This window comes from Lentzea sp. NPDC054927, assembly GCF_053610285.1.
This window is the reverse complement of the sequence record NZ_JBSGXZ010000028.1, coordinates 12,866-34,800: the sequence shown is the minus strand read 5'-3', so window position 1 is coordinate 34,800 and position 21,935 is coordinate 12,866. Positions and strand designations below refer to the sequence as shown.

The following is a 21,935-nucleotide window of genomic DNA, read 5'->3' as shown; positions in this document are numbered from 1 at the left end:
AGAAGTTGACGTGACCGACAGCGCCAAGGCCACCTACGCCGCCGCCGGAGTCAGTATCGCCGCAGGTGACGAGGCGGTGGAGAAGCTCAAGCCGTGGGCGGCCAAGGCGCATCGGCCCGAGGTGCTCGGTGGCATCGGCGGGTTCGCCGGCCTGTTCCAGCTCAAGCTCGACCGCTGGAAGGAACCGGTCCTCGCCTCCTCCACGGACGGCGTCGGCACCAAGATCGCGATCGCGCAGGCGCTCGACAAGCACGACACGGTCGGCATCGACCTGGTCGCCATGGTCGTGGACGACCTGGTCGTGTGCGGTGCCGAGCCGTTGTTCATGCAGGACTACATCGCGGTCGGCAAGGTCGTTCCCGACCGGATCGCGTCGCTGGTCAAGGGCATCGCCGAGGGCTGTGTCCAGGCCGGTTGCGCGCTGCTCGGCGGCGAGACGGCCGAGCACCCCGGCCTGATGGGCGACGACGACTACGACATCTCCGGCACCGGCGTCGGCGTGGTCGAGCAGTCCAAGCTGCTCGGCCCGGACCGGGTCCGCGACGGCGACGTCGTCATCGCGATGGGCTCGTCCGGCCTGCACTCCAACGGCTACTCGCTCGCCAGGCACGTGCTGCTGGAGATCGCGCGGATGCCGCTCGAGGGTCACGTCGAGGAGTTCGGCCGCACCCTCGGCGAGGAGATGCTGGAGCCGACCAAGATCTACGCCAAGGACTGCCTCGCGCTGATCGCCGAGACAGAGGTCCGCGGGTTCTCGCACGTCACCGGTGGTGGCCTCGCCGCGAACCTGGCCCGAGTGCTGCCGGAGGGCCTGCACGCGAAGCTCGACCGCGGTACCTGGACGCCCGCGCCGATCTTCCAGCTCATCGCCCAGCGCGGCCGCGTGGAGCGCGAGGAGATGGAGAAGGCGTTCAACATGGGCGTCGGCATGGTCGCCGTCGTCGCACCTGAGGACGTCGACCGCGCACTGGCCGTCCTCACCGCCCGCCACGTCCCGGCGTGGGTGCTGGGCGAGATCACCAAGTCTCCCGAAGGTGGGGCCGCACTCGTCGGCGACCACCCGCGTTTCTGAGGCAACCTCCTGAGGCGGTCGTCGCGTACTAAGCGGCGACCGAGGAGGGGGCACTTGGACCGCGACCGCGAGTTCGGGGAGTTCGTCGACGCACGCGCTCTCGTCATGCGCCGCACCGCGTACCTGCTGTGCGGCGACTGGCATCGCGCTGAGGACATCGTCCAGACCGCGTTGACCAAGATGTACGTGGCCTGGTCGCGCGTGCGCAAGGACAGCGTCGACGCCTACGCCCGCAAGGTCGTGGTGCACACCGCCATCGACGAGCAGCGACGCGGGTTCTTCGCGCGTGAACGGACCGTCGACGCCGTGCCAGAACTCGCGGTCTCGGACCACTCCGCGGACTTCGACCTGCGCCGGGCGCTCGCCGCGTTGCCACCGGGGCAACGCGCTGTCGTCGTGCTGCGGTACTGGGAGGACCTGAGCGTCACCGAGACCGCCCGCCTCCTCGGCAGGACGGAGGGCACGGTGAAGAGTCAGGCGGCCAAGGGGCTCGCGGCGTTGCGCGAACTGCTGGAGGACGAGCCCGCATCGAAGATCCACACTGCTGACGTCATCAGGGCGGGCAGGTCCCGGCTGGCGCGCCGGCGCACGGCGATCGCGACCGCGTTGACCGCGCTGCTGGTGTTCTCACTCGGAGGCGTGGCCTTCCTGGCCCGTCCGCAGGAGAACGCCGCGCACCCAGTCCTGCAGGTGGAGCGCAACGCCGAGCTGACCAAGGTGCTGCGCGAGGCCGGCGTCGTTCCACCCGGTTTCGCGGCGGAGGACGTCGAGGAGATCAGGGCGACGGCGTTCGAGTTCCGCTCCCGCGACAGCAAACGCTGGGCGGTGGCACGGTTGCGGGACGCACAGGGCGTCGGCGGCTTCACCATCTGGCTCGACCGCGAACCCCGGCTCTCGACCGGCGACTGCAACGACCCCATCACCCAATGCCACACGTACGAGCGCAACGGCATCAAGGTCTACATCGCGCAGATGCCGATACCGGGGACGACGACCCAGAAGGTGCTGACGGCGGAGGCGTGGCGGCCCGACGGTACGCACGTCCAGGTGACCAGCGACAACATCGGCAGGTTCAACCTCTCGTTCTGGGGCAAGGTCGACCTGCTGGGCGAGCCGCAGCGGCCGGAACCCGTGCTCGACCGCGAGGCGCTGATAAAGATCGCGACACTTCCGGGTCTGACCTTCTAACCTTGAAGGCATGAACGACGTGACCGTGACGAGGACGCTGGTGGTGCCGGCGTCCGAGTTGCGCGAACGTTTTTCCAGGTCAGGTGGGCCGGGCGGGCAGGGAGTGAACACGGCGGACAGCCGCGTGGAGCTCTCGTTCGACCTGGCTGCCTCGCCGTCGATCCCCGAGCACCTCAAGCGCAGGATGCTCGACCGCCTGGAAGGCCGGCTGGTCGACGGCGTGCTCACGATCGCCGCGTCCGAGCACCGCGCGCAGCTGCAGAACCGCGCCGCCGCACGGGAACGCCTCGCCGCGATCCTGCGCAGCGCCGCCGCTCCACCTCCGCCGATGCGCAGGCCGACCAAGCCCACCAAGGGCTCGCAGGAACGCCGTATCGCATCGAAGAAGCGCCGCGCGGACACCAAACGCGGCCGCGGCCGTTCAGGCTCCTGGGACTAGCGCGTAGATCCGTTCCGGGCGCCCGGTTCCGCCGTACCGCAACCGAACCTCGGCCCGTCCCATCGACACGAAGTGCTCCAGGTACCGGCGCGCGCTGACCCTCGCGACACCCGTCGAGGAAGCACATTCCGACGCCGACAGCCCTTCCGGACGTGACCGCAGCGCGCCCTCCACCAACCGTGCGGTCTCTGGCGTCAAACCCTTGGGCAGCAACGGCTTCGACGAAGGCCGCGCCCCGAACACCTGGTCCACGTCCGCCTGGCCGGCCGAGTCCAGCCGGTGCAGCTTGTCCCGCAACGACGCGAAGTGTGCGAGCTGGTCACGCAAAGCCGAGTAGTCGAACGGCTTGATCAGGTAGTGCAGCACGCCACCGCGCATCGCACTGCGCACGGTGTCGACATCGGTCGCCGCGGTGATCACGATGACGTCCACCTCCTCGTTGGCGCGCAACGACTTCAGCACGTCGAGCCCGCTGACGTCCGGCAGGTAGATGTCGAGCAGCACCAGATCCGGCTTCAACGACGACACCAGCCGCAACGCGTCACCGCCGGTGTGCGCGACCCCGACGACCTCGAAACCGTCTGTGCGCGCGACATATCCGCTGTGCACCTTCGCCACCATGAAGTCGTCGTCGACGACGAGCACCCGGATCACCAGGGCAGCCTTGCCGTGAAGACGGAACCGGAAACGCTCACCGAACCTCCGCGCCGCAGACACGCCCGCCTGATCAGCGCGAGCCCGATGCCGCGTTCGCCGTGCGATGCCGCCTTGGTCGTGAACCCGTGCCGGAACACCTCTTCCGCCAGTTCCGGCGCCACCCCCGGACCCGAGTCACGCACCACGACCTGGACCTCGTCGTCCATCTGCATCACACCTACCTCGATCCACTTGCCGGCTCCGTTGGTGCTCAGCGAGCTCAGCGCGTCCAACGCGTTGTCGACGAGATTTCCCAGCACCATCACCAGATCCGCCGACAACGCCTCGTCCACGCGGCCCAGCACGCTGTCCGGTCCCAGCCTCAGCGCCGTGCCGCGTTCGGCCGCGAGCGACGCCTTGGCGATCAGCAGCGCGGCCACGGCGGGGTCGCCGATCGACGAGCCGACCTCCGCCCGCCACTGGTCCTGCGCCGAGCTGATCTGGTGAATGTAGTTGGTGACCTCGTCGTACTCCTTGAGCGCGATCAGCCCGGCGATCGTGTGCAGCCGGTTCGCGAACTCGTGCGCCTGTGCCCGCAGTGTGTCCGTCGCGTGCTGTGAGGCATCGAGTTCATGTTGCAGCGCAAGGAGTTCCGTGCGATCTCGCAACGTCACCACCGCGCCGGCGCCCTCGATCGGCATGCGGTTCAACGTGAGCACGACGCCCTGCCGCAGCACCAGCTGGTCGACACCGGTCGCGCGGCCGGTCAGCACGTCGCGCAGCCGGTCGTTGAGCTCCAGCTCCTCGACCGAGCGGCCGACGGCGTCCTCCGGCAACGCCAGCAGATCGCTCGCGTGGTCGTTCACCAGCGTGATCCGGTTCTGCACGTCGAGGCCGACGACACCCTCCCGGATGCCGTGCAGCAACGCCTCGCGGTTCTCGACCAGCGCGGTGATCTCGTGCGGCTCCAGCCCGAGCGTCTGGTTCTTCACCCGGCGGGCCAGCAGCAACGACCCGGTGACGCCGATGAGCAGCGCGATCGCCAGGTAGCGCAACGCGTCGACGGGCTGCTCCAGCGCTCCGGCGAAGATCCCCGGTTCCTCCGCGCCCGCGATCACCATGCCGTTCACGCGGCGGCTGATCGGGTCGAACACCGGCACGTGCGCCTCGATCGAGTCGCCGACCGTCCCGGTCCACGACCTGCCCTCCAGCGCGGTGGTGCGGGTGTCCAGAGTGGATCCGATCTGGGCGGGGTCCGGCGAGGCGATCACGAGCCGCTTGGCGTTGAGGATCAGCACGTAGGTGGCACCGGACAGGCTGCGGGCCGTCTCGGCAGGCGCGGACAGCAGCCGCCAGTTGCCCATCTGCTCCTGGACCAGCGAGTTCGCGGCGACGGTCTCCGCGACCGACAGCATGCGGCGTTCCTCGTTGGAGCGAAAGTTGCTGCCCGTCTGGACGACAGTCAGCGCGCCGACCGCGCACAGTAGCAAGGTGACGACTACGAGTTGCCACACGAGAAGTTGGCTGGCCAGGGAACGGCGGCGGCGCATGAAACCTCCCGTGACCAGAAAGACCGAAAGAAACCTTAGAAGCGCAAGAGCGACATCAAGGTTTACACCAGAGCAACATGTCGAACCACGCGGACGAGAGGCGGGGATCACAGTGTCGGTGAAGGTGTGGGTGGCGGTGGCGACGGCGTTGCTCGCCGTCCTGCTGGTGCCACCGCTGCTGACGCCGGGTGCGGACAGCGGCGACACGAACCAGGTGAGGGCGCTGCGGGTGCTCGTGCCGAACGCGCCCGGCGGCGGGTACGACATCACCGCCAGGACCGCGGCGAAGGCCATGGAGGACGCTGACCTGCTGCGCAACGCCGAGGTGTTCAACCTCCCCGGCGCCGGCGGCACGGTCGGACTCGGCCGCACGGTCGGCGAACGCGGCAACGGCAAGCTGATCATGTCGATGGGCCTGGGCGTCGTGGGCGCGGTGTACACGAACAAGTCGCCGAACTCGCTGCTCGACACCACCCCGATCGCGAAGCTGATCGAGGAACCGGACATCGTCGTGGTCGCGAAGGACTCGCCGTACACGTCGATGCAACAACTCGTCGACGCGTGGAAGGCCAACCCCGGCACCGTGACCGTCGGCGGCGGCTCTGCTCCCGGCGGGCCCGACCACCTGGCCCCGATGCTGATCGCGAAGGCAGTGGGCCTGCAGCCGAAGACCGTCAACTACATCCCGTTCGACGGCGGCGGCGAGCTGCTCGCCAGCGTCCTGGGCGGCAAGGTCGCGTTCGGCGTCTCAGGCGTCGGCGAGTACCGCGACCAGATCCAGGCCGGCACGTTGCGGGTGCTCGCGGTGACGAGCAAGGACCGCATCCAGGGCATCGACGCGCCGACGCTCAAGCAGGCCGGCGTGGACGTCGAGTTCACCAACTGGCGCGGCATCGTCGCTCCGCCGGGCATCTCGCAGACCGACCGCGACAAGCTGGTCGACGTGTTCGCGCGGCTCCAGAAGACACCGCAGTGGGCGGAAGCGTTGCAGCGCAACGGCTGGACCGACGCCTTCGCACCGGGGGACGAGTTCAAGACCTTCCTGGAAAACGAGAACAAGCGGGTGGCAACGGTGCTGAAGGACTTGGGGCTGGCATGACGACCGAGACGAAGCCGGGAGCCAGGGGCTGGCTCCGTGAACGCTCTGAGCTGGGCATCTGCGCCCTGCTGGTCGTGCTCGGCGTGCTGGTGCTGACCGACGCGCTGCGCATCCCCACGGACTTCGCCCAGCGCGGCCCGGTCGGCCCGAAGGCGGTGCCGATCCTGGTCGGCTCGCTGCTGCTGCTCGTGGCCGCCCTGCTGGCGCGTGACGTGCTGCGCGGCGGTCGTGGCGAGGCGGAGGGCGGTGAGGACGTCGACCTGACCGCACCGGCCGACATGCGCACGGTTCTGTTGCTGTGCGGGGCTTTCCTCGCCAACGCAGTGCTGATCGGCGTGGTCGGGTTCCCGATCTCAGGCGCGATCCTGTTCTGGGGCGCGGCCTACGCGCTCGGCAGCCGCAACCTGGTGCGCGACCCGTTGATCGCGGCCGGCATGTCGGTCGCGACCTTCCTGATCTTCAACAACCTGCTCGGCGTCCCCCTGCCCGGTGGCCCGTTGATGGAGGTGTTCTAAGTGGAACAACTGCTCGACGGCTTCGCGACCGCGCTGACGCCGACCCACCTGCTCATGGCGGCGATCGGCGTGCTGCTCGGCACCGCGATCGGCGTCCTGCCCGGCATCGGCCCGGCCATGGCGGTCGCACTGCTGCTGCCCGTCACCTACGGCATGGAGCCGACCGGCGCGTTCATCATGTTCGCCGGCATCTACTACGGCGGCATGTTCGGCGGCTCGACCACCTCGATCCTGCTGAACACGCCAGGCGAAAGCGCGGCGGTGGTCACCGCCTTCGAAGGCAATCCCATGGCCCGCAAGGGACGTGGTGCGCAAGCGCTTGCCGCCGCCGCCATCGGCCACTTCACCGGCGGCATCATCGGCACGATCCTGATCGTGCTGCTGGCGCCGTTCGTGGCCAAGCACGCGGTCGACATCGGCGCACCCGACCTGTTCGCGATCATGGTGCTGGCCTTCATCGCGGTGACCTCGGTACTCGGTGCCTCCCGGATCCGCGGCGTGGCGTCGTTGCTGATCGGCCTCACGCTCGGCCTGGTCGGGCTCGACGAGATGACCGGCCAGCAGCGGTTGACGTTCGGCTCGCTGCACCTGGCGGACGGCATCGACGTGGTGGTCGTGGCCGTCGCGCTGTTCGCGGTCGGCGAGGCCCTGTGGGTCGCGGCCCACCTGCGCCGCAAGCCGTTCGAGCCGATCCCGGTCGGCCGCCCGTGGCTGTCGAAGTCCGACCTGAAGCGCACCTGGAAGCCGTGGCTGCGCGGCCCGGTGATCGGCTTCCCGTTCGGTGCGATTCCCGCCGGTGGCGCGGAGATCCCGACCTTCCTGTCGTACGTGACGGAGAAGCGGCTCTCCAAGCACAAGGACGAGTTCGGCAAGGGCGCCATCGAGGGCGTCGCGGGCCCGGAGTCCACGGCGTCCGCGTCCGCGGCCGGCACCCTGGTCACGATGCTGACGCTGGGCCTGCCGACCACCGCGGTCGCGGCCGTGATGCTGGCGGCGTTCCAGCAGTACGGCATCCAGCCGGGTCCGCTGCTGTTCCAGCGCGAAGCCGGCCTGGTGTGGGCGTTGATCGCGTCGCTGTTCATCGGCCTCACGCTGCTGCTGGTGCTGAACCTGCCGCTGGCGCCGCTGTGGGCGAAGCTGCTGAAAATCCCGCGGCCGTACCTCTACGCGGGCATCCTGTTCTTCGCCTCGGTGGGCGCCTACGCGGTGAACGCGGACATCTTCGACCTGCTGCTGATGTTCGTGATCGGCCTGCTGGGTTTCGCGATGCGCCGCTACGGCCTGCCGGTGCTGCCGGCGATCATCGGCGTGATCCTCGGTCCGGCCGCGGAACAACAGATGCGCCGTGCGTTGCAGCTCTCCGACGGCTCGCTGACGGGCCTGGTGAACACGCCGATGGCGATCATCGTCTACGTGGTCATCCTGCTGATCCTGTTCTTCCCGCTGATCAAGCGGTTCCTGCCGAAGCCTCCCGCTGCGACGGAACCGGACCGCGAGAAGGTCGACGCCTGATCGCATGAGAAAGCCCCCGCTCTCCCGGCGGGGGCTTTCTCATGCGCTGCGCACGATCAGGATCGCGAACGGCTTCTCGTCCTCAGGTCCGCGGACCGCCAGTTCGGTCTGCTCCCGCAGCGACGCCCACAACTCCATCACGCGCGCCACCTGCGGTTCGGGCAGTCCGCAGATCGTCACGAACGCCCGCACCTGCTCGGGTTTCGTCGGCAGCTTTCCCCGCTTGAGCAGCGAGTAGATCTGACTGCGCGGCAGCGTCTGCCCTGCTCTGCGGGAGATCTCCGGCGGTGTCAGCCCTGACCTCACCCGGATCGTCCGCAACAGGTCGATGAACTCGGCCTCGGTCGCGGCCCGCAGCTCTGCGGTCGAGGTCGCGATCAACGGACGTGTCGGCTCGGGCTCGATGCCGAGTTCCGCCGCGAGGATCACCCGCACTTCGCGGTACGCCGCGAGGGCTTCCGCTCGCCGCCCCGACCTGGCCAGCCCTGCCATCAGCTGTGACCAGAGCCGGTTCAGGCGCTCGAGAGGATCGCCTTCCGGGTAGGTCATCGTTCGCCGTCCTGCCAGATCACCGTCTGGTTGGCCGGCGGCAGCGGGCCGAACCTGGCGGTGAACAGCCGGCTGCGGCTCAGCGTGGTGGTCACGGCCAGGACCGCGCTCGTCGTGGAGACGGCCACGACCGGCGAGTAGCCCTGCGCGAGCATCCAGCCGGCGAAGAGGAACGCCGTCGCCGCCAGCAGGACCGTGCTGGTGGCGGAGGTGGAGCACCGCCGGCGTGGGTGGAGCGCCCCGGAGTAGGGGGTGGTGGTCATGCGAACTCCTGGAAAGGGGGACCCGGCGCAAGGCGGCACCGTGCGCCGGGTGGACCAGTTGGTGCGGAACAGTGAAAAGCCGGATGTGCGGATGGCGTCCGTACGGGCAATTGGCGTTGCCGCGGACTCCGCGACATAACGGCTCAAGCACGATCCTGTCACTCACACGGGTGATTGCCAACTGAATGGCCGTCCACGTTTTTCATGTCCTGTGCAACGACGTCCAACTCCGTGCAACGAAGTCCAACTGTCCAGTTTTTGTCACCTTTGCCGGTGCCCCTGACCATGTCGTGGTCAATTGGTCGTATTGACCGCGTCCAATGCCGTCCAACAGTCTGGTCGGCGATGTGATGGGCCGTTAGTCTTGCGAACGTGCCGGAATGCTATTTCGGTGCTGAGTTACCCCTGGCCGAGCTTTGGACCAGCTGAGCAGCGGGGTGCGGCCTCCTGTTGGCGCGGGAGGCCGTCACGCGCCGCCACTGCGCCACCCACCCGTCGAGCGCGTCCACCGGCACTCCGCAGCCGGTGAGGAACGCTCTCAACTGGTCTTCTCGCTTCGGAAACCGGAACGTGCACAGCGCGTGGGCGCTGCTCTTCGGCAGCACGCGGACGCCGGCGCCGACCGACACCTGCCCATACGACAATCCTCTCGACAGGCGCAGCTGGTTCAGCGCGCAGACGAATTCGGCACAAGTGGTGGCGCGGCATGCCGTCGCGAACGGACTGTCGTCCTCGCTGGGCGACATCGTGTTCGGTCCTCCTGCTGAGGCGTTCTTCTCCCTTTGTGCGGGTGTAACAAACGGGACGGCGCCCGCGAGAAAGGGAGCGGTGTTCGACTGTGTGAACGCGGATCTTACCTCCGTGTCCAGCACCTCTGTCGAACCGATCAGTTGTGCCCGGATATTCCAAGATCAGCGAAACTGCACTCAATTTCAGCAGGACAATCGTTCGCTTAGTTCATTTGTCCAGATCAGCGAGTTGTTCGAGCTGTTATTGGTTCGTACCAAACAGCAACGGCCGCCCTGTTCGCTCGATGCGGACAGGGCGGCCGTTGGGCCGAACGGATCAGCCGTGGGTGGGGAAGCCCAGGTTCACGCCGTGCTGCTGCGGCCACCGGGCCGTGATCGCCTTGGCGCGGGTGTAGAACTTCACGCCCTCGGCGCCGTGCACGTGGGTGTCGCCGAACAGTGAGTCTTTCCAGCCACCGAACGAGTAGTAGGCCATCGGCACGGGGATCGGCACGTTGATGCCGACCATGCCGACGTGCACGCGCCGCTGGTATTCGCGCGCGGCCAGGCCGTCACCGGTGTAGATCGCGGTGCCGTTGCCGTACTGGTTGCTGTTCACGAGTTCGACGGCGTCCTCGAACGTCTCGGCGCGCACGACCGACAGGACCGGGCCGAAGATCTCGTCGGTGTAGATCGTCATGTCGCGGGTGACGTGGTCGAACAGCGTTGGCGCGAGCCAGAAGCCGTCCTCGTGGTCCTCGGGTGCGTACCCGCGGCCGTCGACGACCAGCGACGCACCGGCGGCCTCGCCTGCGTCCACATAGGACCGAACCTTGTCCCGGTGCACACCGGTGACCAACGGACCCATCTGAGCGTCCGGGTTGGTACCGGGCAGCACCGACGGGTGCAGGTCGCGGGTGCGTGAGGCGATCTTGGCGACCAGCTCGTCGCCCGCCGAGCCCACCGCGACCACGACCGAGATCGCCATGCAGCGCTCGCCCGCGGAGCCGTAACCAGCGGAGACGGCGGCGTCAGCGGCCACGTCGAGGTCGGCGTCCGGCAGCACGACCATGTGGTTCTTCGCGCCGCCCAACGCCTGCACGCGCTTCCCAGCCGCCGTGCCGCGCGTGTAGACGTGCTTCGCGATCGGGGTCGAGCCGACGAACGACGCGGCCGCGACGTCCGGGTGGTCCAGCAGCGCGTTCACCGCGAAGGCATCGCCCTGCAAGACGTTCAGCACGCCGTCTGGCAGCCCGGCCTCCTGGAACAGCTCGGCGAGGCGCACCGAAGCCGACGGGTCGCGCTCGGAAGGCTTGAGCACGAAGGTGTTCCCGGTCGCGATGGCGATGGGGAACATCCACATCGGCACCATCACGGGGAAGTTGAACGGCGTGATGCCCGCGACGACACCGAGCGGCTGGCGGAACGAGTACGCGTCGACACCACGCGATACCTGCTCGGAGTGCTCACCCTTCAACAGCTGCGGGATGCCGCACGCGAACTCGACGACCTCCAGGCCGCGCTGCACCTCGCCGGCGGCGTCGGAGAGCACCTTGCCGTGCTCGGACGTGATGATCGCGGCGAGCTCGCCGCGTGCCTCGTGCAGCAGGTGGCGGTAGGCGAACAGGATCCGCGAACGCGTCGAGAGCGACGACTCGGCCCAGGACTGCGCGGCCTTCAGCGAAGAGGCGACGGCCAGGTCGACGTCGGCCTGCTCGGCGAGCACGACCTGGGAGGCGACCTCGCCGGTGGCCGGGTTGAAGACGTCCGACGTGCGGGACGACACCCCCGTGGTGCGGGCGCCGTCGATCCAGTGGGGGATGGTGCTCAACGCAAGCCTCCGTGTTATTGGTCGCGGCTCCGCCGCTCCGGCGACTTCGCCTGGAAGTCGGTCGTCCGGTCCCCGCTTCCCGCCGAATCGCCTTCGGCGGTTGGCGAGAAGAGGGAACCGGACGACCGACGCGAAGTCGCTGGTGGGGCGGTTGTGTTGCGGACTACTAGCGAGGGATTGAGGAGGTGGCGCACAGGTTCGGTGCGTTCTTCACGAACCCGCTGCAGGAGCGCCTCGGCAGCCAGCCGGCCGAACTCGGCACGGGGCTGGTCGATCGTCGTCAGGGAGACATGGCGAAGAGCCGCCAGCGACGTGTTGTCGTACCCCACGACGGAAACGTCCTGCGGCACGCGCAGCCCGGCGTCTTCCAACGCCGAAATGGCACCGACGGCGTTGAAGTCGTTGCAGGACAGGATGGCCGTGGGCAGAGCGTCGTCGGCGATCAGCGAACGGATCGCCCGTGCCCCGGCGACGTCGGTGTACTCGGAGGTGACGATCTGCGGCGGCAGGCCGTGGGCTTCCATGGCGGTGACGTAGCCACGACGGCGAGGTCCGGCCTGGGTGCCTTCACCGCCGTCCAGATGTGCGATGCGCTTGTGTCCCAACGAGACCAGGTGGTCGATCGCCAGCCGCGCACCCTGCTCGCCGTCGTCGTTCACGGTGTCCACGGTGGACACCCGCGACGAACGGGCCACGAGCACGATCGGAAGTTGTTCGGCCGCCTTGGAGATCGCGGTCGCGGGCACAACGGGCGACAACAGGATGAGCCCGGCAGGACGGAACGACTGGAGGCTCTCCAACGCGCGGCGCTCGCGGGCGGGTGAGCGGCCACCGGTGTTGATGATGATGTCGAACCCCTGCTCGCGCGCGACCTCGTCGATGCCGTCCACGACCTCGGCGAAGAACGCGTTGTGCAGGTCGGACACCATCACGCCGAGCACCGTCGACGTGCGCGAGGCCAACGAACGAGCCATCGCGTGCGGCGAGTAACCGAGCTCTTCTGCCGCCTTCAAAACAGCGGTGCGTCGCATCTCGCTCACCTTGGGTGAACCGCGCATCACCAGCGACACCAGTGCGCGGGACACGCCTGCCCTCAGTGCGACGTCTTCCATAGTCGGTCTGACCACCGGAATCACCTCCCCTCACGTCACGAGCAGGAAACCCACCCTTGACACCCGTGTGACGGAAGCTACAGCATTGGAGCGCTCCAACCAATAGAGCGCTCTAACACTTCACCGGCGATGAACAGGGGAAACCTGCGATGCGGATCGGAGTAGCGGGTGTCGGCAGGATCGGCACCATGCACGCGACCAACCTCGCCGCACTGGATCGAGTCGACGAGGTGCTTCTCTTCGACCCGGTGCCCGGTCGTGCCGCGCAGGCGTCGGCTGAGCTGAGCGGGACCAAGGCGGTGGACGACCTCGACACGTTGCTGAGCAACGTCGACGGCGTCCTGCTGGCCACGCCGACCAACACCCACCCCGAGATGCTCCGCGCGGCGATCGGCAAGGGTGTCCCCACACTGTGCGAGAAGCCGATCGCGAGCGACGTCGCCGAGATGGCCGCGCTGATCGCGGACGTCGAGAAGTCCGGCGTCGAGGTGCTCGTCGGGTTCCAGCGCCGGTTCGACCCCGCCATCTACGAGCTGAACCGCCGCATCCGCGCGGGCGAGGTCGGCGACGTCTACCTGGTCCGGGCGGTCGGCAACGACGCCAACCCGCCGGACTTCTCCTACCTGCCCGCGTCCGGGGGCATCTTCCGCGACCTGCTGATCCACGACCTGGACTGCGTGCCGTGGCTGGTCGGCGAACCGGTCGTCGAGGTCTACGCGAGCGGTTCCGTCCTGGTGCACCAAGCGTTCGCGGACGCCGACGACGTGGACAACGCCGTCGTGATGCTGAAGTTCGCGGGCGGCGCGCACGCCACGCTGGCCGGCGGACGGCACGACCCGATCGGCTACGACCACCGCATCGAGGTGCTCGGCAGCAAGGACTCCCTGGTCGCCGGCGTCGACCCGCGCACGCCGTTGAACTCGCTCGAGCCCGGCGGTCACGTGGCCGGATCGGACGCCTACCCCGGCTTCCCGGAGCGCTTCCACCGCGCGTACGTCAACGAGATGAACCTGTTCACGCAGGTCATCAAGGGCGAGGTCGCGAACCCGTCGCCAGCGCGGGAGAGTTTGATCAGCCTCCGCCTGGCTGAAGCTTGTGAGCAGTCGCGTCGCAGTGGCGCACCGGTTCGTATCGAGGGGAACTAGGCATGGCGAAGATCGCTGGGGCACCGATCTCCTGGGGCGTGTGCGAGGTTCCCGGCTGGGGCAACGTGCTCCCGTCCGACACGGTTCTCGCCGAGATGCACTCGCTCGGCCTGACCGCGACCGAACTGGGCCCGCCCGACTACCTGCCCGCCGACCCCGCCCAGCTCAAGACGCTGCTCGCCGGGCACGAGCTCACGCTGGTCGGCGGCTTCCTCGCGGTCACGCTGCACACCGACGTGCAGTCCACTCTGGACGAAGCCGACCGGGTGGCGGCGATCCTCAAGGCCGGTGGTGCCGAGGTGCTCGTGCTCGCCGCAGCCACCGGGCTGGACGGTTACGACGAGACGCCCCAGCTGACCGACGACGAGTGGAACACCCTCGTCGCAACCTGCGCGAAGATCCGCGAGATCGCCGCAGGGCATGGCCTGAAGACCGTGCTGCACCCGCACGTGGGCACCCACGTCGAGCGGGAGGCCGAGGTCGACAGGTTCCTCGCGGACTCCGATCTCCAGCTCTGCCTGGACACCGGCCACCTGCTCATCGGTGGCACGGACCCGGTCGAGCTGGCGCGCCGCTACCCGGACCGGATCGGTCACGTGCACCTCAAGGACGTGCGTGACGAGATCGCGGCGAAGGTGCGCAGCGGCGAACTCAGTTACACCGATGCCGTGGAACAGGGCATCTACGTGCCGCTCGGGGACGGCGACGTGGACGTGGAAGCGCTGGTGAAGCTCGTTCAAGAGGCGGGCTACACCGGATGGTTCGTTCTTGAGCAGGACACCCAGCTCAAGGACGGAAGCGCAGTGGACAAGCCACTGAAGGACACCGCGCGCAGCCTCGCGCACCTCAGCAAGATCCTCTGAAGGGACTGGAGACGATGAAGTCTCGTCTGGTCATCCGTGCGGGCGTAGCTCTCGCCGGTGTTGCTCTACTCGCCGCGTGCAGCGGTCCAACGGGAACGAACTCCCAGACCACGCAGAACAACAGCGCGCCGGCGACGGGTGACCTCAAGGTCGCCGTCATCACGCACGGAACCGCGGGTGACGCGTTCTGGAGCGTGGTGAAGGTCGGCGCCGAGGACGCGGGCAAGCAGCTCGGCGTCGGCGTCACCTACAACTCCGACGGCGACCCCGGCGCCCAGGCCAAGCTGATCGACAACGCCGTGTCGCAGAAGGTCGGCGGCATCGTGGTGTCGATGGCGAACCCGGATGCGTTGAAGACCTCCATCGACAACGCGGTGAAGGCGGGCATCCCGGTCATCACGATCAACTCCGGCAGCGCGAAGAGCGCGGAGTTCGGTGCCATGGCGCACGTCGGCCAGGAGGAGTCGATCGCCGGTGAGGAAGCCGGCAAGAAGCTCAAGGCAGCGGGCAAGACCAAGCTGCTGTGCGTGATCCACGAGGCCGGCAACACGGGCCTCAACCAGCGCTGCGACGGCGCCCGCAGCGGCTTCGGCGGCGCGGTGGAGAACCTCCAGGTCGACATCAGCAACCCGACCGACATCGAGTCCCGCATCAAGGCCAAGCTCCAGTCCGACACCGCGGTCGACGGTGTGCTGGCGCTGAACCCGCAGGTCGCCGTGAACGCGGCCGCCGCGATCAAGGGCGCGAGCTCGAAGGCGCAGGTCGCGACGTTCGACCTGAACGCGGACGTGGTCAGCGCGATCAAGGCGGGCGACGTGCTGTTCGCCGTCGACCAGCAGCAGTACGAGCAGGGCTACCTGCCGATCGTGATGCTGAAGCTCTTCAAGGACAACGCCAACACCCTCGGTGGTGGCAAGCCCGTCCTGACCGGTCCCGGCTTCGTCGACAAGTCCAATGTGGACAAGGTCGCGGAGTACGCCAAGAACGGCAAGCGGTAAGGAGGAAGCGGGGAGATGACCGTGACGGCCCAAGCGCCACCGGCTGCTGACGAACGGCTGAGCAAACCCAGGGCGGTAGATCAGCTGATCAAGCGCCCGGAGATCGGCGCCATGCTCGGCGCGTTGCTCGTGTTCCTGTTCTTCTCCGTGGTCACCGAGCAGTTCCTCAGCATGGGTGGTGCCGCCACCTGGCTGGACGACGCCTCCATGCTCGGCATCATGGCGGTCGCGGTGGCGCTGCTCATGATCGGCGGCGAGTTCGACCTGTCCGCCGGCGTCATGACCGCGTCCACCGCGCTCGTCACGGCTCTCCTCGCCACCCAGCTGGGACTCAACGTCTGGCTGGCACTGCTGGTGTCGCTCGCCTTCGCGTTGTCGGTGGGCGCGCTGAACGGCTGGCTCGTGATGCGCACGGGCCTGCCGAGCTTCATCGTGACGCTGGGCAGCTTCCTCGCGTTGCAGGGCCTCAACCTCGGCATCACGCGCCTGGTGACGGGCAGCGTGCAGGTGTCGGGCATGCGGGAGACCGCCGGCTACGAGTCGGCGGGATTCCTGTTCGCCTCGACGTTCCAGATCGGCGGCACCAGCTTCTACGTGTCGATCATCTGGTGGGTCCTGTTCACCGTCATCGCGTCGGCGGTGTTGCTGCGCACCAAGTTCGGCAACTGGATCTTCGCGATCGGTGGTGCCGCGCAGAGCTCGCGTGCGGTCGGTGTGCCGGTCGTGCGGTCCAAGATCCTGCTGTTCATGACCACGGCGTTCGCGGCGTGGCTGGTCGGCTCGATCAACATCCTGCGGTACGCGAGCGTGCAGGCGAACCAGGGCATCGGCCTGGAGTTCCAGTACATCATCGCGGCGGTGATCGGCGGGTGCCTGCTCACCGGTGGCTTCGGTTCCGCGGTGGGTGCGGCGATCGGCGCGCTGATCTTCGGCATGGCCCGGCAGGGCATCGTCTACGCGGGCTGGAACAGCGACTGGTTCCAGCTGTTCCTCGGCGTGATGCTGCTGGCCGCCGTGCTGGTGAACAACATGCTGCGCCGCCGAGCGGAAAGGGTCCGGCGATGACACCACTCATCGAGACCGAGAACATCGGCAAGACCTACGGCAGCGTCATCGCGCTGAGCGATGTGTCCACTGTGGTCAACGCCGGTGAGGTCACCTGCGTGCTCGGCGACAACGGCGCGGGCAAGTCGACCCTGATCAAGATCCTGGCCGGAGTCCACCAGCACGACCAGGGTTCGTTCAAGGTCGAGGGCAACGAGATCAAGTTCTCGTCGCCGCGTGAAGCCCTGGACCACGGCATCGCGACCGTGTACCAGGACCTTGCGGTCGTGCCGCTGATGTCGGTGTGGCGCAACTTCTTCCTCGGCTCGGAGCCCACCACGCGGTTCGGGTTCCTGGATCACAAGAAGGGCAGGGCCGTCACGAAGAAGGCGTTGTCCGACATGGGCATCGACCTGCGGGACGTGGAACAGCCCGTCGGCACGTTGTCGGGTGGCGAACGGCAGTGCGTCGCCATCGCCCGCGCGGTGCACTTCGGTGCCAAGGTGCTGATCCTGGACGAACCGACCGCGGCTCTCGGCGTGAAGCAGGCCGGCGTCGTGCTGAAGTACGTGGCCCAGGCGCGTGATCGTGGCCTCGGCGTCGTGCTGATCACGCACAACCCGCACCACGCCTACCCGGTCGCCAACCGGTTCCTGCTGCTCAAGCGCGGTCGTGCGCTGGGCAGCTACGAGAAGAACGAGATCGACATCAACGAGCTGACGCGCCAGATGGCCGGCGGTGCCGAGCTGGAAGCGCTGGAGCACGAGCTGCGAGGTGTCGAGGCGTGACGTCTCTGGAAGTGCTGACCGTCGGCCGGGTCGGTGTCGACCTCTACCCGGAGCAGTCCGGGGTGCCGCTGGCCGAGGTCAGCACCTTCGCCAAGTCGCTCGGCGGCACCGCGACCAACGTCGCGGTCGCCGCCGCGCGGCTCGGCCGCAGGGCCGGCGTGCTCACCAAGGTCGGGCCGGACGGGTTCGGCACCTACGTACGCCAGGCACTCGAAGGATTCGGGGTGTCGTCGGAACACGTCGGCACCTCGCCCGATCTTCTGACCCCGGTGGTGTTCTGCGAGCTCAACCCGCCGGCGGACCCGCCGCTGCTGTTCTACCGGCTGCCGATCGCGCCGGACCTGACGTTGAACGAGGACGACGTGCCGTGGGCCCTCACGCGCGACGTGCCGCTGCTGTGGGTCACGGGCACCGGCGTTTCCGCCGAGCCCGCCCGTGGAAGTCAGCGGATGATGCTGGCGAACCGCGGACGCAAGAAGCACACGGTGCTGGACCTGGACTACCGGCCGATGTTCTGGCCGGACGTGCAGACCGCGCGCGCCGAGATCGGCTGGATGCTCGACCACGTCACGGTCGCCGTCGGCAACCGGACCGAGGTGGAGGTCGCGGTCGGCACGTCCGACCCCGACGAGGCCGCGGACCGGCTGCTGGCGCGCGGAATCTCGTTGGCGCTCATCAAGAAGGGCGCAGAGGGCGTGCTCGTGGCCACGCCGGAGGGCCGGTGGACCGTCGAGCCGAACCCGGTCGAGGTCGTGTGCGGGCTCGGTGCCGGTGACGCGTTCGGTGGTTCGGTGGTGCACGGCCTGCTGTCCGGCTGGGACCCGGTGAAGATCGCCCGCTACGCCAATGCGGCGGGCGCGATCGTGGCGTCCCGACTGGCCTGCGCCGATGCCATGCCCGACCAGGAAGAGATCGAGGAACTGCTGTGATCACGGATGGGCAGTGGCGCGAACTGCTGTGGCGGCGGGCAGAGGACCCCGGCTCGATCAGGCGGGCCTATCAGGCGCGCAAGCGGCGCAACTCGTTGCTGAACGGCAAGTCCACGCTGTTCCTGGTCGCGGCGGATCACCCGGCACGAGGTGCGCTGGGCGTCGGCGGTGATCCGCTGGCGATGGCCGATCGGCGGTCGCTGCTCGCCAGGTTGCTGACGGCGCTGGCGAATCCCGAGGTCGACGGTGTGCTCGGCACGCCGGACGTGATCGAGGACCTGCTGCTGCTGGACGGCCTGGACGAGCGCGTGGTCATCGGCTCGATGAACCGCGGCGGCCTGGCCGGCGCGGACTGGGAGATCGACGACAGGTTCACCGCGTACGACGCGTCGTCCATCGCGACGTTCGGGCTCGACGGCGGCAAGATGCTGCTGCGCCTGGTCGATTCGGATCCCGGCACGATCCCGACGCTGGAAGGCTGCGCGCGGGCCGTCACCGAACTCGCGGAGCACGGCCTGATGGCGATGGTCGAACCGTTGCCCTACAAGCGTGATCACAACGAAAAGCTGGTGCTGCAGAAGGATGCCGCAGCCCTGTCGCGTGCTTCTGCCGTGGCCGCGGGTCTGGGTTCGACGTCCGCTTACACCTGGCTGAAGCTGCCCGCGCCGGACGAGCCGGACGTCGTGCTGGACACCACGGCGTTGCCCGCGTTGGTGCTCGGCGGCGTGCCGTCCGAACGGCCGGAAGACGACCTCGCATCGTGGGGCCGCTCGTTGCGCCACCCGACCGTGCGCGGCCTGGTCGTCGGCCGGGCGTTGCTCTACCCGCCGGACAACGACGTCGCGTCCGCCGTCGCCGCCGCTGCCGAAATCCTGCGCACCGCGAAGGGAGTCACGGAATGACTCTGCACCGTCCACACGGGACTCTCTCGACCTCGACCGATGTCATCTACCTGACGCCGGAGGACGCGGACTGGACGTACACCGGTCTGCGTGTGCTGCGGATCGAGGCCGGTTGGGTGCGCACGATCGAGACCGGCGCGTTCGAGGCGTTCGTGCTGCCGCTCGCTGGATCGCTGACGGTCGAGGTCGATGATCTCCGGTTCGAACTGCAGGGCCGTGACTCGGTGTTCACCCGTGTCACGGACTTCGCTTACGTGCCGCGCGATGCCTCGGTCAAACTGTCCTCTGTGGATGGATGTGAGGTCGCGTTGCCGATGGCGCGTTGTGAGAACCGCCTGACAGCCAAGTACGGACCGGCCGACGATGTTCCGGTCGGGGTGCGCGGTTCGGGCAACGCCACCCGTCAGGTCACGAACTTCGGCGTGCCGGGCGTGTGGGACCACGCGGACAAGCTCAACGCGTGCGAGCTGATCACCCCGGACGGCAACTGGTCCTCGTACCCGCCGCACAAGCACGACACCTCGGAGCCGTGCGAGGTGAACAACGAGGAGATCTACTACTTCCGGATCGCCGACCGCGACCAGGTCACCCCTTCGCGGACCGGCTTCGGTTTCCACCGCACGTACACCGACGACGGCACGATCGACGAGGACGTGACCGTGCGGGACGGCGACGTCTTCCTGATCCCGCGCGGCTACCACGGCCCGTGCGTCGCGGCGCCCGGATATCCCATGTACTACCTGAATGTTCTCGCTGGTCCGGGTTCTGAGCGTTCGATGGCGTTCTGCGACGACCCGGCGCACACCTGGGTCCGCGACAGCTGGGCGACGCAGGAACTCGACCCGCGCTGCCCGGTAACGACTGCTGAGGGGCGAGTGAAGTGAAGCTCACGACCGCGCAGGCACTGGTCCGGTGGATGCTGGCCCAGCGCACGGAACTCTTCGACGGCTCGCACGCGCCGCTGTTCCCCGGCGTGTTCGCGATCTTCGGCCACGGCAACGTGCTCGGCCTCGGCAATGCCCTGGAGGAGGTCCGCGACCGCATCCCGGTGTGGCGCGGCCACAACGAGCAGGGCATGGCGCTGGCCGCGGTCGGCATCGGCAAGGCTTCACACCGCCGCCAGGTGGGCGTCGCCACGTCGTCCATCGGCCCCGGTGCCCTGAACATGATCACCGCGGCCGGCGTCGCGCACGCCAACCGCCTGCCCCTGCTGCTCCTGCCCGGCGACACCTTCACCGGCCGCGCGCCCGACCCCGTGCTGCAACAGGTGGAGCACTTCCACGACCCGACCGCGACCGTCAACGACGCGTTCCGCGCGGTCAGCCGCTACTTCGACCGCATCACCCGCCCCGAGCAGCTGCTCTCCACGCTCCCGCAGGTGGCGCGCGTCCTGACCGACCCGGCGGAGTGCGGCCCGGTCACCCTCGCTCTGCCGCAGGACGTCCAGGCCGAGTCCTACGACTTCCCGGAGGCGCTCTTCGCCGAGGTCGTCCACCGCCCGCTGCGTCTGCGCCCCGACCTCCGGGCTCTGTCCGAGGCCGCCCGCGCGATCCGTTCCGCATCACGGCCTTTGCTCGTGCTCGGCGGAGGTGTCCGCTACTCCGGTGCCGCGGGCAGGGCGTTGCGGTTCGCCGAACAACACGGCATCCCGATCACCGAAACCACCGCGGGCCGCACCCTCGTCCCGCACGACCACCCGCTGCACGCCGGCCCGCTCGGCATCACCGGCTCGACCTCGGCCAACGTCCTCGCCGGAGAAGCCGACCTGGTCATCGCGGTGGGCACCCGCCTGCAGGACTTCACCACCGCGTCCTGGACCGTCTTCTCCCCGGACGTGCGGCTGGTCTCCCTGAACGCCGCCCGCTTCGACGCCGTGAAACACGGCTCGTTCGCCCTGGTGGCCGACGCCGACGAGGGCCTGCGCGAACTGACCGACGCCCTCGGCGCCTGGGAGGCCCCGCCCGACTGGTCCCGCCAGGCCCTGGCCGAGCGCACGAAGTGGGACGACCACATCTCCTCGCTGCGCACCCCGGGAACCGGCCTGCCGACCTACGCCCAGGTAGTAGGCGTCGTCAACGACGTCAGCGGCCCCACCGACTACGTCATGACCGCGTCCGGCGGCCTGCCCGGCGAACTGATCGGCGGCTGGCGCGCGTCCGGCGAGGCCACCATGGACGTCGAGTACGGCTTCTCCTGCATGGGCTACGAACTCGCCGGCGCCTGGGGCGCCGCCATCGCCCACACCGAGGGCGTCGTCACCACCCTCCTCGGCGACGGCTCGTACCTGATGCTGAACTCCGAACTGTTCTCCGCGTCCTTCGCCGGCCACGGCTTCGTGGCCGTCGTCTGCGACAACGACGGCTACGCGGTGATCCACCGCCTGCAAACCGGCCAGGGCGGCGCGGGCTTCAACAACCTCTACTCCGACTGCACGACCAGCCACACCGAACCCCCGCGCACCGACTTCGCCGGCCACGCGGCGGCGATGGGCTGCGCGGTCTTCCCGGTCGACTCGCTGGGCGAGCTGGAAGGCGCCTACCGCAAGGCCCGCGAGGCAGCGGTGTCGGAGAAGCGCCCGGCCGTCGTCGTGATCCGCACGCACCCGTCGTCGTGGACCGAGGCAGGGGCGTGGTGGGAGGTCGGCGTGCCGGAGGTCTCGCACCGGCCGGAGATCGCGGCCGCGCGGGAGGAAGTGCTGGAAGGCAAGGCCAAGCAGGTCCGCTACCTGAGCTGAGACACCAACAGGGGATACCGCCGTGCCACGGTCGAGCA

At 68.5% G+C, this 21,935-nt stretch carries 21 protein-coding genes and 1 pseudogene; 15 read left to right on the top strand and 7 right to left on the bottom strand.

The window, feature by feature from the left end:
• The first annotated feature begins 10 nt into the window (after nt 1-10).
• The 3 genes and pseudogenes from purM to arfB all read left to right on the top strand — a co-directional run bounded on the left by purM (nt 11) and on the right by arfB (nt 2,699).
• Nucleotides 11-1,072, top strand: coding sequence for a phosphoribosylformylglycinamidine cyclo-ligase (gene purM, locus ACWGE0_RS29765; RefSeq protein ID WP_452264205.1), 1,062 nt, complete (start codon nt 11-13; stop codon nt 1,070-1,072).
• Between the two features lie 54 nt (nt 1,073-1,126).
• Nucleotides 1,127-1,585: pseudogene (locus ACWGE0_RS29760) on the top strand (SigE family RNA polymerase sigma factor); the annotation flags it as partial.
• 685 nt (nt 1,586-2,270) lie between these two features.
• Complete coding sequence (arfB, locus tag ACWGE0_RS29755) at nt 2,271-2,699, top strand: alternative ribosome rescue aminoacyl-tRNA hydrolase ArfB (RefSeq protein WP_452264204.1); 429 nt, start codon at nt 2,271-2,273, stop codon at nt 2,697-2,699.
• Here arfB and ACWGE0_RS29750 read toward each other — a convergent pair.
• Together ACWGE0_RS29750 and ACWGE0_RS29745 are read right to left on the bottom strand one after the other, a co-directional pair.
• The gene (locus tag ACWGE0_RS29750; protein WP_452264203.1) at nt 2,682-3,353 is read right to left on the bottom strand and encodes a response regulator; all 672 of its coding nucleotides are present in this window, start codon (nt 3,351-3,353) and stop codon (nt 2,682-2,684) included. The genes arfB and ACWGE0_RS29750 overlap by 18 nt on opposite strands.
• The gene (locus tag ACWGE0_RS29745; RefSeq protein WP_452264202.1) at nt 3,350-4,885 is read right to left on the bottom strand and encodes an ATP-binding protein; all 1,536 of its coding nucleotides are present in this window, start codon (nt 4,883-4,885) and stop codon (nt 3,350-3,352) included. Before ACWGE0_RS29745 ends, ACWGE0_RS29750 begins: the two co-directional genes overlap by 4 nt.
• 130 nt (nt 4,886-5,015) lie before the next feature.
• On the opposite strand from ACWGE0_RS29745, the gene ACWGE0_RS29740 reads away from it, so the two are divergent.
• Genes ACWGE0_RS29740 through ACWGE0_RS29730 form a run of 3 tightly spaced genes read left to right on the top strand, consistent with a single transcriptional unit; the run spans nt 5,016 to nt 8,011 of the window.
• Nucleotides 5,016-5,984 carry a Bug family tripartite tricarboxylate transporter substrate binding protein gene (locus ACWGE0_RS29740; RefSeq protein ID WP_452264291.1) on the top strand — a complete coding sequence of 323 codons (969 nt, stop codon included), beginning with the start codon at nt 5,016-5,018 and terminating at the stop codon, nt 5,982-5,984.
• The gene (locus ACWGE0_RS29735; RefSeq protein ID WP_452264201.1) at nt 5,981-6,499 is read left to right on the top strand and encodes a tripartite tricarboxylate transporter TctB family protein; all 519 of its coding nucleotides are present in this window, start codon (nt 5,981-5,983) and stop codon (nt 6,497-6,499) included. Before ACWGE0_RS29740 ends, ACWGE0_RS29735 begins: the two co-directional genes overlap by 4 nt.
• 54 nt (nt 6,500-6,553) lie before the next feature.
• Nucleotides 6,554-8,011 carry a tripartite tricarboxylate transporter permease gene (locus ACWGE0_RS29730; RefSeq protein ID WP_452264290.1) on the top strand — a complete coding sequence of 486 codons (1,458 nt, stop codon included), beginning with the start codon at nt 6,554-6,556 and terminating at the stop codon, nt 8,009-8,011.
• Between the two features lie 39 nt (nt 8,012-8,050).
• Here ACWGE0_RS29730 and ACWGE0_RS29725 read toward each other — a convergent pair whose 3' ends face one another.
• The 5 genes from ACWGE0_RS29725 to ACWGE0_RS29705 all read right to left on the bottom strand — a co-directional run bounded on the left by ACWGE0_RS29725 (nt 8,051) and on the right by ACWGE0_RS29705 (nt 12,509).
• Nucleotides 8,051-8,560: a BTAD domain-containing putative transcriptional regulator gene (locus ACWGE0_RS29725; protein ID WP_452264200.1), complete on the bottom strand. Its 510-nt coding sequence runs from the start codon at nt 8,558-8,560 to the stop codon at nt 8,051-8,053.
• Complete coding sequence (locus ACWGE0_RS29720) at nt 8,557-8,823, bottom strand: hypothetical protein (RefSeq protein WP_452264199.1); 267 nt, start codon at nt 8,821-8,823, stop codon at nt 8,557-8,559. Before ACWGE0_RS29720 ends, ACWGE0_RS29725 begins: the two co-directional genes overlap by 4 nt.
• A 383-nt stretch (nt 8,824-9,206) precedes the next feature.
• Nucleotides 9,207-9,569, bottom strand: coding sequence for a hypothetical protein (locus ACWGE0_RS29715; protein ID WP_452264198.1), 363 nt, complete (start codon nt 9,567-9,569; stop codon nt 9,207-9,209).
• 319 nt (nt 9,570-9,888) lie between these two features.
• On the bottom strand, nt 9,889-11,382 hold the full coding sequence (locus ACWGE0_RS29710; RefSeq protein ID WP_452264197.1) for a CoA-acylating methylmalonate-semialdehyde dehydrogenase: 1,494 nt from the start codon (nt 11,380-11,382) through the stop codon (nt 9,889-9,891).
• A gap of 14 nt (nt 11,383-11,396) precedes the next feature.
• Complete coding sequence (locus ACWGE0_RS29705; RefSeq protein WP_452264196.1) at nt 11,397-12,509, bottom strand: LacI family DNA-binding transcriptional regulator; 1,113 nt, start codon at nt 12,507-12,509, stop codon at nt 11,397-11,399.
• A gap of 134 nt (nt 12,510-12,643) precedes the next feature.
• On the opposite strand from ACWGE0_RS29705, the gene ACWGE0_RS29700 reads away from it, so the two are divergent.
• From ACWGE0_RS29700 to iolD, 9 genes are read left to right on the top strand one after another with little or no spacing between them, the layout of a single operon-like run.
• The gene (locus ACWGE0_RS29700) at nt 12,644-13,639 is read left to right on the top strand and encodes a Gfo/Idh/MocA family protein (RefSeq protein ID WP_452264195.1); all 996 of its coding nucleotides are present in this window, start codon (nt 12,644-12,646) and stop codon (nt 13,637-13,639) included.
• Nucleotides 13,640-13,641: 2 nt separating this feature from the next.
• Nucleotides 13,642-14,502: a TIM barrel protein gene (locus tag ACWGE0_RS29695; RefSeq protein ID WP_452264194.1), complete on the top strand. Its 861-nt coding sequence runs from the start codon at nt 13,642-13,644 to the stop codon at nt 14,500-14,502.
• A 14-nt stretch (nt 14,503-14,516) separates the two neighbouring features.
• Nucleotides 14,517-15,500 (top strand): sugar ABC transporter substrate-binding protein, encoded by a 984-nt coding sequence (locus ACWGE0_RS29690; protein ID WP_452264193.1) that lies wholly within the window; start codon nt 14,517-14,519, stop codon nt 15,498-15,500.
• A 15-nt stretch (nt 15,501-15,515) separates the two neighbouring features.
• A complete protein-coding gene (locus ACWGE0_RS29685; RefSeq protein WP_452264192.1) occupies nt 15,516-16,565 on the top strand; it encodes an ABC transporter permease in 1,050 nt (349 codons plus the stop codon).
• Nucleotides 16,562-17,332 carry an ATP-binding cassette domain-containing protein gene (locus ACWGE0_RS29680; RefSeq protein ID WP_452264191.1) on the top strand — a complete coding sequence of 257 codons (771 nt, stop codon included), beginning with the start codon at nt 16,562-16,564 and terminating at the stop codon, nt 17,330-17,332. The genes ACWGE0_RS29685 and ACWGE0_RS29680 overlap by 4 nt, the downstream gene beginning before the upstream one ends.
• Nucleotides 17,329-18,261 (top strand): 5-dehydro-2-deoxygluconokinase, encoded by a 933-nt coding sequence (gene iolC / locus ACWGE0_RS29675; RefSeq protein WP_452264190.1) that lies wholly within the window; start codon nt 17,329-17,331, stop codon nt 18,259-18,261. The genes ACWGE0_RS29680 and iolC overlap by 4 nt, the downstream gene beginning before the upstream one ends.
• Nucleotides 18,258-19,163, top strand: coding sequence for a Cgl0159 family (beta/alpha)8-fold protein (locus tag ACWGE0_RS29670; RefSeq protein ID WP_452264189.1), 906 nt, complete (start codon nt 18,258-18,260; stop codon nt 19,161-19,163). Before iolC ends, ACWGE0_RS29670 begins: the two co-directional genes overlap by 4 nt.
• On the top strand, nt 19,160-20,047 hold the full coding sequence (iolB, locus tag ACWGE0_RS29665) for a 5-deoxy-glucuronate isomerase (protein ID WP_452264188.1): 888 nt from the start codon (nt 19,160-19,162) through the stop codon (nt 20,045-20,047). The genes ACWGE0_RS29670 and iolB overlap by 4 nt, the downstream gene beginning before the upstream one ends.
• A complete protein-coding gene (iolD, locus tag ACWGE0_RS29660) occupies nt 20,044-21,897 on the top strand; it encodes a 3D-(3,5/4)-trihydroxycyclohexane-1,2-dione acylhydrolase (decyclizing) (protein WP_452264187.1) in 1,854 nt (617 codons plus the stop codon). Before iolB ends, iolD begins: the two co-directional genes overlap by 4 nt.
• Nucleotides 21,898-21,935 lie beyond the last annotated feature (38 nt).